At 42.5% G+C, this 7,972-nt stretch carries 9 protein-coding genes; 2 read left to right on the forward strand and 7 right to left on the reverse strand.

Annotated features, from left to right (window positions below; genetic code table 11):
• Window positions 1–20 precede the first annotated feature (20 nt).
• The 6 genes from BW976_RS12925 to BW976_RS12950 all read right to left on the reverse strand — a co-directional run bounded on the left by BW976_RS12925 (window position 21) and on the right by BW976_RS12950 (window position 4,660).
• Window positions 21–593: a tetratricopeptide repeat protein gene (locus BW976_RS12925; protein ID WP_076373696.1), complete on the reverse strand. Its 573-nt coding sequence runs from the start codon at window positions 591–593 to the stop codon at window positions 21–23.
• A gap of 57 nt (window positions 594–650) precedes the next feature.
• Entirely contained in the window at window positions 651–923 is a 273-nt protein-coding gene (locus BW976_RS12930) for an Ada metal-binding domain-containing protein (protein ID WP_076373697.1), read from the reverse strand.
• A complete protein-coding gene (locus BW976_RS12935) occupies window positions 920–1,627 on the reverse strand; it encodes a 2OG-Fe(II) oxygenase (RefSeq protein ID WP_076373698.1) in 708 nt (235 codons plus the stop codon). Before BW976_RS12935 ends, BW976_RS12930 begins: the two co-directional genes overlap by 4 nt.
• A 10-nt stretch (window positions 1,628–1,637) precedes the next feature.
• Window positions 1,638–2,486: a bifunctional helix-turn-helix domain-containing protein/methylated-DNA--[protein]-cysteine S-methyltransferase gene (locus BW976_RS12940; protein ID WP_076373699.1), complete on the reverse strand. Its 849-nt coding sequence runs from the start codon at window positions 2,484–2,486 to the stop codon at window positions 1,638–1,640.
• 81 nt (window positions 2,487–2,567) lie between these two features.
• The gene (locus BW976_RS12945) at window positions 2,568–3,101 is read right to left on the reverse strand and encodes a GNAT family N-acetyltransferase (RefSeq protein WP_076373700.1); all 534 of its coding nucleotides are present in this window, start codon (window positions 3,099–3,101) and stop codon (window positions 2,568–2,570) included.
• A gap of 356 nt (window positions 3,102–3,457) precedes the next feature.
• A complete protein-coding gene (locus BW976_RS12950) occupies window positions 3,458–4,660 on the reverse strand; it encodes a cation:proton antiporter domain-containing protein (protein WP_076373701.1) in 1,203 nt (400 codons plus the stop codon).
• Window positions 4,661–4,941: 281 nt separating this feature from the next.
• Here BW976_RS12950 and namA point away from each other — a divergent pair, with 281 nt between their 5' ends.
• Together namA and BW976_RS12960 are read left to right on the forward strand one after the other, a co-directional pair.
• Window positions 4,942–6,012: an NADPH dehydrogenase NamA gene (gene namA / locus BW976_RS12955; RefSeq protein ID WP_076373702.1), complete on the forward strand. Its 1,071-nt coding sequence runs from the start codon at window positions 4,942–4,944 to the stop codon at window positions 6,010–6,012.
• 123 nt (window positions 6,013–6,135) lie between these two features.
• Entirely contained in the window at window positions 6,136–6,555 is a 420-nt protein-coding gene (locus tag BW976_RS12960; protein WP_076373703.1) for an OsmC family protein, read from the forward strand.
• A 150-nt stretch (window positions 6,556–6,705) separates the two neighbouring features.
• Here BW976_RS12960 and BW976_RS12965 read toward each other — a convergent pair whose 3' ends face one another.
• Window positions 6,706–7,734, reverse strand: a complete 1,029-nt coding sequence (locus tag BW976_RS12965) for an IS110 family RNA-guided transposase (protein ID WP_076373383.1) — start codon at window positions 7,732–7,734, stop codon at window positions 6,706–6,708.
• Window positions 7,735–7,972 lie beyond the last annotated feature (238 nt).

Here is a 7,972-nt window from a genome sequence, read left to right on the forward strand (position 1 = left end):
CATTTGAAATCCGCACATCTTCAAGGAGTCGGGGGGCTTAAAATATCTTCGCAATTCTTGTTTAGTTGGATAAGGCGGGTAGGTAAGGTATCTATCCCATGCTGATCTTTTATATTGCGATAAAGCAGCTTGATCAGATTGAGTGTTTGATCATCCGGATCACAGGCCTGGGCTTTTTCCAGGTGAGGCAGGGCCTTTTTTATTTTACTGATATAGGCTGCATTCACAACTACTTCATTCGCGGGCTTACCAGAGATATCCTTGATATACAAATACCCTAAAGCCCGGTGAGCTACATAGAAATTGGGGCGTGCAGCCACTACCTTGTTGTAATATAGAATAGCATTTCCACTTTGTTGATCACCTTCGTAAACCTGGGCCATAAAATTATAAAAGCTGGTACGTATGCCCGGTTTCAGTTTAGCAGTATCCGGAAGTATTTGTTCGCCAAGAGTCATGGCTTTCTCCATGTTGGCATTCAGAAACGCTTCGTTAAAATCGACATACTTGTCATACACCTCGTCGGCGGTTTGTGCGCATACCGTTCTGCCAGCTATAAGTATAAATAGAATAAAAATGGTTTTCTTGAGCATGATGATAAGATTGGCTAAATGTACTTAGCCAATCTTATAAACGCAATAAATCCGGGTTTAATTATATTGGGGATTCCCCTGTTTCCATTTTCTGTATTCCGCGGTCATACAATGCCCGCATGGGCGATATCCCAAACTTTCGGCCTCTGCTTCCGAAGCAAAGAAAACACGGTTCTTTGGTTTCATCCGTTTGCCTGAATTACAGCTTATTGTACCATAAATTTTAAGCCTGGCATTCCCGCCGAGTTCTATCTGTTTACTATCGAGCAGTTGTTTTAGCTTTTTGCTGCGGGTGAAGGCGATGTCGCCCAATTCAAGATGTCTGATCATTTGGCGTCATGGAAAATAACGCCCATGCTTCGGCGTTTACCCGAAGTGATTTCGCCCACACCATGTTTCATATTTACGCGGTGATAGCCCGTGCTGCCTTTTGCCGGGCGATAACTGGTTGTAAATAACAGCATATCACCCTTTGCGGGTTTCAACACCATGGCGCGCGATTGTGCTCTTGGCTTTTGCTCCATCAGAATAAACTCACCACCCTCATAATCCTGGCCGGGTTCATCCAATATAAAAACCAGTTGCATCGGGAAAAATACTTCACCATAAAGATCCTGGTGCATGGCATTGTAGCCACCCCGGGTATATTGTAATATCAAAGGAGTTGGCCTCAGCTGTTCATGCTCATGGCAATGCTGCAGCAATTCTTCCAAAGTATTAGGGAAGCGTTGTTCTTTTCCCAAAAACTGCATCCAGCCATTGGCAATGGGCGCCAGTTTGGGATAAACACTTTCCCGTAACTGTTGGATAAGCGTGGGCAGTGGGTATTTGAAATATTTATACTCCCCCAGCCCATACTGATGATGCTCCATCACTATGGTTTTGCGGTATAACTGCTCATCGGTATATTGAGCCGTAAGATTATCGCATTCATCCGTCACTAATACATTTTTCACCAGTGCATAGCCTTTTTTATTCATCGATGAGGTGATATCGGCCCAATTCAGACTGTCAATTCTTTCTTTAATAATCATACTTGTACTATTAAACCTCTGTGTTAACTAAAGCGGCTTCCCAGCCAATGATAGCCGATTTACGGGTTGGACCCCAATGATAACCACCAGATTCGCCTGTTGATTTGATAACCCGGTGACAAGGGATCAGGAAAGCAACCGGGTTGGCCCCTATCGCGCTGCCTACCGCCCTGCTGGCATTGGGTTGATGTATCTGCCTCGAGATGTCGGAATAAGTACTCAGATCACCCATAGGAATTTTCAACAGTGTTTCCCATACTTTAAGCTGAAAGCTGGTACCCTTCAAGTGCAGCTTGATCTTGGATAACTCCGACCAGTCCTTTTTAAATATATGCAGCGCATCCTGCTGGGCAACATCCACTACCTGGGTATAGGTAGCATTAGGAAACTGTTCCAGAAGCCTACCAAAAGCATTTTCACGGTCGTCGGCAAAGGCCATGTAGCAAATACCTTTGGGTGTTGATGCTACAATAATGTTACCAAATGGGCTTTCGGCAAAGCTGTAGTTAATGTTCAGCTCCTTGCCGCCGTTTTTATATTCAGCCGGGGTCATGCCTTCAATATTGATAAACAGATCATGCAGGCGACCGGTACCTGATAAGCCGGTTTCAAAAGCAGTATCAAACAAAGTAGCCTGTTTATCTTTTAGCAGATTTTTGGCATAATCCAAACTCAGGTATTGTAAAAATTTCTTGGGGCTGATGCCTGCCCAGTCGGTAAATAAACGCTGAAAGTGGAAAGGACTTAAATGTACCTTTTCGGCCACATCATCCAGATTGGGTTGATGTTTAAAGTTCAGCTTTATATAGTTGATCGCCTCAGCGATACGGTCGTAATTGATTTTTTCTTGTGTGTTCATCGTCTTGTTTATTAATTATTGATAAACAAATTTACCCCGATATCAAGCCCTATAAAACCCGAAACTTGCGCTGTTTGCCTGTTAAGAAGCCTTATACATTTTTACTATAGGCAGTACTTCACCATCCGGCAAAGGCTGTTCTATATGCTCCAGCGGGCGATAGCCCATCACCTCATAAAGCGGTACGCCCGGCAAAGTAGCCCCCAACTGAAAACTGGTAAAGCCGTTCTCTTTAGCCGCGTTTTCGCATACCTGCATAATATGTTTGCCAATACCTTTCCGGGCCCAATCCGGGTGTACAAAGAAGGCCCGGATGCGCGCGGCATCTGTTGCCGGATCAAGTAGCGGATCTTCCACCTCTTTATGCTGATCGCCGCCGTACAGCGTATTACGCTTGCTCCAGCCACCACAGCCTACTATAGCATCACCAACCTGGGCCACATAATAGGTTCCGTCGATGATCAGTTGAGTATCAATACCGAAAATATATTTGATGGCGCTTTCTATCTGGTTTGGGGTATTGTAAGCAGTGCTCAAACCGCGTACAGATGCCCCTATCAATTGTTGTAAAAAAGGTATATCCTCAAAAGTAGCGAGGCGTGTAGTAATAGTCATAGGTATAATGTTTGATCAAATATCATGAAATTCTTAATAATTGTTCAGAATGGATGCAATTCAAATTGTGGCGTAGAGGGTTAGAAAAACCATTTGTCATGCTGAACGGAGTGAAATATCTATTCTGCGGCTTGCAAGTTCACGAATAGATCCTTCGTTCCTCAGGATTACAAATAGTATGCCCCGCCATTGCGCTGCTCATTTTGCAGCAAAAAGTGGGTTTACATGGTTTACACTTTTCATGGTTTACATCAATTTAAATAATTGACTATCAATTATTTAAATTGATAAACTCGTCAAAATCGCGGTTTATATGTAAACCATGATTTATAACTTTTCAAAAGAGTAAGGTGAGGTTAAACATCACCAAATTCCTGGCTTTGGCTTGTGGCATGTCGTTTGGTTATCAGCAAACCAAGGCTCAGTATAATACTGGTGCCCAAAACTACCACAAACAATAAACTGGCGCTAACTTGAGGGATGCGCAAATTGGCCGGCAGGTTATAATATAGTAGTACATTGATCAGTCCGCGGGGTACAATAAAAAGTTCGGGCATCAGATCGGTTTTGGATACCAGCTTAATGTACAGGAATCGCACGACGTAAATGGAAAGCAAAATAGCCCCGGCACTTAATAAAACCGGCATATGGTTCAACTCGCGAATATTCATGGTATAGCCAAAAACAATAAAAAAGAAAGTACGCATCAAAAAAGCGCTCTCGGCCGAAAGTTGATGCAGCTGCTTAATATCATGTTTAAAGGCCGGATAGATAAACGTTTTCCGGAACCAGGAAAAGTTGATCTGGTTGGCATTGTTCAGGAACAATCCTAAAGCCAATACAATGATGAGCGCCGATAAATGATAAGACTGACCAATAGAATAAACCAGGATGAGCAATGATATGATCAGGAACGATTTGATATGATGTTTTAATCGCCCGATAATGTATAACAATGCCAGGCACGATAAAATAGCCACCAGGATAATACCCGTAAGCTCCCCGCCCAATTTAGCAAATGATCCTATATCAATCTTAGGGTTTCTCACTATAAAATTAAACAGTACCACGGTGAGTATATCCGAGAAGGAGGATTCATAAATAATAAATTCCTTTTTGCTTTTGATTAGATTAGCCGCGGATGGTATGGCAATAGAGGAACTCACCACGCAATAAGGGATGGCATTTACAAAGCACTTATAAATGCTCTCGCTGGTTAAATAGTATATAATACCGGTGATGACCACAGCACTCAGCAGCAATATACCCAATGCCGAAAAGAATGCTTTTTTGATGATGGCATTTTTATCGCTGTTGTACCGCAGTTCCAAAGCCCCCTCAAACACAATCAGTATCAAACCCAGTGTGCCCAGCGTAGGCAAAATGAGCGAGAAATTGAGCATCGGAATATTAAAATACTCTACCACTTGCTTTAAACCGATCCCTAACAGCAATAATAAAATAACCGAAGGAATTTTGGTTTTACCGGCAAGCAGATCAAACAGGTACGAGAATATGACCAGTCCGCTGAGTATAATGAGGGTTGTGTATGTAGTCAAATTAGGGTTGCTTTAATGTTCGTCCGTAAATGAGCCTTAACATACGAAATTTAGGTATTGTTTTGGAGATTGTGGCGTTTAATGACACATTGGATGGATTTATTACTCATTGATATCATTAGTAACTTATTCTTTAGCGGTTAGACTATCTCTGCAAAAAATCCCCCATTTTTCCCTATCTTTTCATTGGGCTTTCCGCTTTTCGCTTCCCCATCATGTATTTTACAAAACAGTGAGGCACTTACCACTGTTAGTTATCATATTTACAAGAAAAATCACCTATGGCTCATCTATTCTCGCCTTTAAAAATAAAAAATATCGAATTAAAAAACCGTATCGCGGTATCGCCTATGTGCGAGTATTCCAGTGAAGATGGTTTTGCTAACGACTGGCACCTTATTCACTTGGGCAGCAGGGCTGTTGGCGGTGCCGGGCTCATCATCACCGAAGCCTGCGCGGTATCAGCCGAAGGCCGTATCACCTTTGCCGATCTGGGTATTTATCGTGATGAACACATCGAAAAATTAAAAACCATTATCGATTTCATCCACGAGCATGGTGCTGTAGCGGGTGTGCAACTGGCCCATGCCGGGCGCAAAGCCAGCCATGAAAAACCATGGAACGGCAACAAACAAATACCATCGAACCAACCCAATGGGTGGAAGTCGGTAGCGCCAAGTGCCATACCCTTTATCGAAAGTGAAGAAGCTCCGCTCGAACTGGATAAAGCCGATATTGAAAAAGTAAAAGCCGATTTTAAAGCCGCTACTAAAAGGGCTATAGCCGCCGGTTTTAAACTGATAGAAATACACGCTGCACACGGATACCTGATACATCAGTTTCTGTCACCCATCAGTAACAAACGTACAGATGAATATGGCGGATCATTTGAAAACCGCATCCGTTTGCTGTTGGAGGTAGTGGAAGCCGTTAAAGAGGTTTGGCCAAAAGAAAATCCTTTGTTTGTACGTATCTCATCAACAGAGTGGACTGAAGGCGGCTGGACCGCTAATGATTCTGTGGCGCTGGCGAAGGTACTCAAGGACAAAAGCATCGACCTGATTGACTGCTCAAGCGGTGGAAATGTGGCCCATTCTAAGATACCGTTAAAACCAGGTTATCAAGTTGAATTTGCCGAGAAAATTAAAAAGGAAAGTGGTATACTTACAGGAGCAGTGGGTTTAATAACTACACCCTACCAAGCCGATGAGATTATACAGGAAGGTGAGGCCGACCTGATATTCCTGGCCCGCGAAATGCTGCGCGATCCGCATTTCCCCTTACGTGCCGCGCATGAACTTGGGCATGAAGTAAAATGGCCTGTGCAATATGAACGTGCCAAATGGCAATAGTTCATAGCAGATGGTTCATAGATCATGGTTGAAAAAACATGATCAGATGCATGAACCAAAAAACTACTATGAACAATGATCTATGAACAATGAACTAAATAATACATCACTTAAACAACAACTATGAAACGTACAGCAAACGCCCATTGGAACGGCACTTTACAAGCAGGTCAGGGAGAAATCACTACCCAGAGCACCGTATTGAACAAAACACAATATTCATTTAAAACCCGCTTTGCCGATGGCATTGGCACTAACCCCGAAGAATTGCTTGCTGCTGCGCATGCAGGTTGTTTTACCATGGCCGTTGGCGCTGCTTTAACTCAGGCAGGTTTTACGCCTAACGATTTGACCACCGATGCTATATTGGATCTGGACATGGTTGGCCTGAGCGTTACCGGTATTCACCTGGAACTTAAAGGATCAGTTATTGACGGTGTTGACGAGGCTACCTTCAAACAAGTTGCAGAAGGCGCTAAAGCCAATTGCATTATTTCAAAAGCACTAAATGTGCCAATTACTTTAAACGTTACTTACGCTTAAAAACTTCTCATACATGTCATTGCGAGATTCTGTGTTGATATGCAATTAATTGAGGGGATTTATTTTATCTTTGAGTCTTAGGCGGCTTTATGTCAGCCTGTTTAGGGCGGCCCTTTTTTAAAGCGGCTGCTCTAATTATTTAATGCCGGTTCATTCTGTTGTCCTAATTTGCAAATAATCCGCTTGATAAGGGGTTTTGGTTTTATAAATGGTATAAGCCATCTCCAGCAATTTTCGCTGCACGGCTACACATGCCTTCATTTTAATGCCGTTTCTGGAAACTATTCTCACAAAGACAGCCTTATACCTCTCTGAATGCCTTATGGCAGCCATAGCTGGCATATACATCGCCTTTCTCAGATATCGGTTTCCTCTTTTAGATATTTTGGACTTACCTTTGACCGATGTGCCCGATTCCTTCTCTTTAACATCCAGGCCGGCATAACTGGTTAGCTGTTTTTTACTACTTATTAATTCAAAGCCATTGGTTTCAGCTATCACTACAGCAGCGGTTAGCGGGCCTATTCCGGGTATAGATGTGATCAGTTCTACCGTGCGCTTTATTTCTACATCATCATCAATTATGGCTTTTGTTTCTGCCATTATTTCTTTGAGCTGGGTATTGATTACCTTGGTGCGGAATTTCATCCGCTCAATGGCGGTCTCGCTTGGATCAGCCTCTGTTTGCTCTGCATGCAGCTGATTCTTTAGCATAGTCCTTTCAACCGTTAACTGATCCCGCTCACGGGTTAGTTGCCTTAGGTTTCTGAATACTTTCTTTGGCTGAACCCAATCATCAAGCTTTTTTTCTAATCCAAATAAGGCAATGGCTTCTGCCATAGATTTATCCGTTATTGTTTTAGTTTCCAGAGTTTTGAAGAAGTTGGTGATCTTGTTAGGCATAACAATGCTTACACGATAGGCTTTGGCTACTAAGAAATAAGCTAGTGATTCATGATAGACTCCTGTAGCTTCCATAACATACCGTAACGGAAAGGCTTCTACTGTTTGTTTTGCTACCCATTGTACTAAAGCAGTGAATCCCTTTTGGTTATTGGAGAAAGTCTTAAACGCATAAATGAGGCTTAGGGCATCTTCGTCCATCTTTCCTAAGGATACGACAAGCTCTTTTTGAGCTACATCAATACCGACCACTTGTTTTAATAATCTTTTTACCATAAAATAGTTGTGACTGTTCACTTCGTAAGTGAAAACCTTCCTTCGTTTTTCCTCCTGCTGGCTATCCTGGATATACCGCTATGCAGTATTCCTTACATTCTGTTCAAACTCAAGAAAGTGTAAAGAATGAGGCAATATCTCGCAAACAATATGCCTATAGCTATTTAGGAGTAACGTGCTCTCATTCTTTTTCACTCATAAATCATACAAGTATAATTATTGACAAACATAGGAGGAG

The organism is Mucilaginibacter lappiensis, from assembly GCF_900155965.1.
Taxonomy (GTDB): Bacteria; Bacteroidota; Bacteroidia; order Sphingobacteriales; family Sphingobacteriaceae; genus Mucilaginibacter; species Mucilaginibacter lappiensis.

Coding starts and splice junctions, on each gene's coding strand:
- BW976_RS12925 (WP_076373696.1), bottom strand. CDS start 593: ATGCTCAAGAAAACCATTTTTATTCTATTTATACTTATAGCTGGCAGA.
- BW976_RS12930 (WP_076373697.1), bottom strand. CDS start 923: ATGATCAGACATCTTGAATTGGGCGACATCGCCTTCACCCGCAGCAAA.
- BW976_RS12935 (WP_076373698.1), bottom strand. CDS start 1,627: ATGATTATTAAAGAAAGAATTGACAGTCTGAATTGGGCCGATATCACC.
- BW976_RS12940 (WP_076373699.1), bottom strand. CDS start 2,486: ATGAACACACAAGAAAAAATCAATTACGACCGTATCGCTGAGGCGATC.
- BW976_RS12945 (WP_076373700.1), bottom strand. CDS start 3,101: ATGACTATTACTACACGCCTCGCTACTTTTGAGGATATACCTTTTTTA.
- namA (WP_076373702.1), top strand. CDS start 4,942: ATGGCTCATCTATTCTCGCCTTTAAAAATAAAAAATATCGAATTAAAA.
- BW976_RS12960 (WP_076373703.1), top strand. CDS start 6,136: ATGAAACGTACAGCAAACGCCCATTGGAACGGCACTTTACAAGCAGGT.
- BW976_RS12965 (WP_076373383.1), bottom strand. CDS start 7,734: ATGGTAAAAAGATTATTAAAACAAGTGGTCGGTATTGATGTAGCTCAA.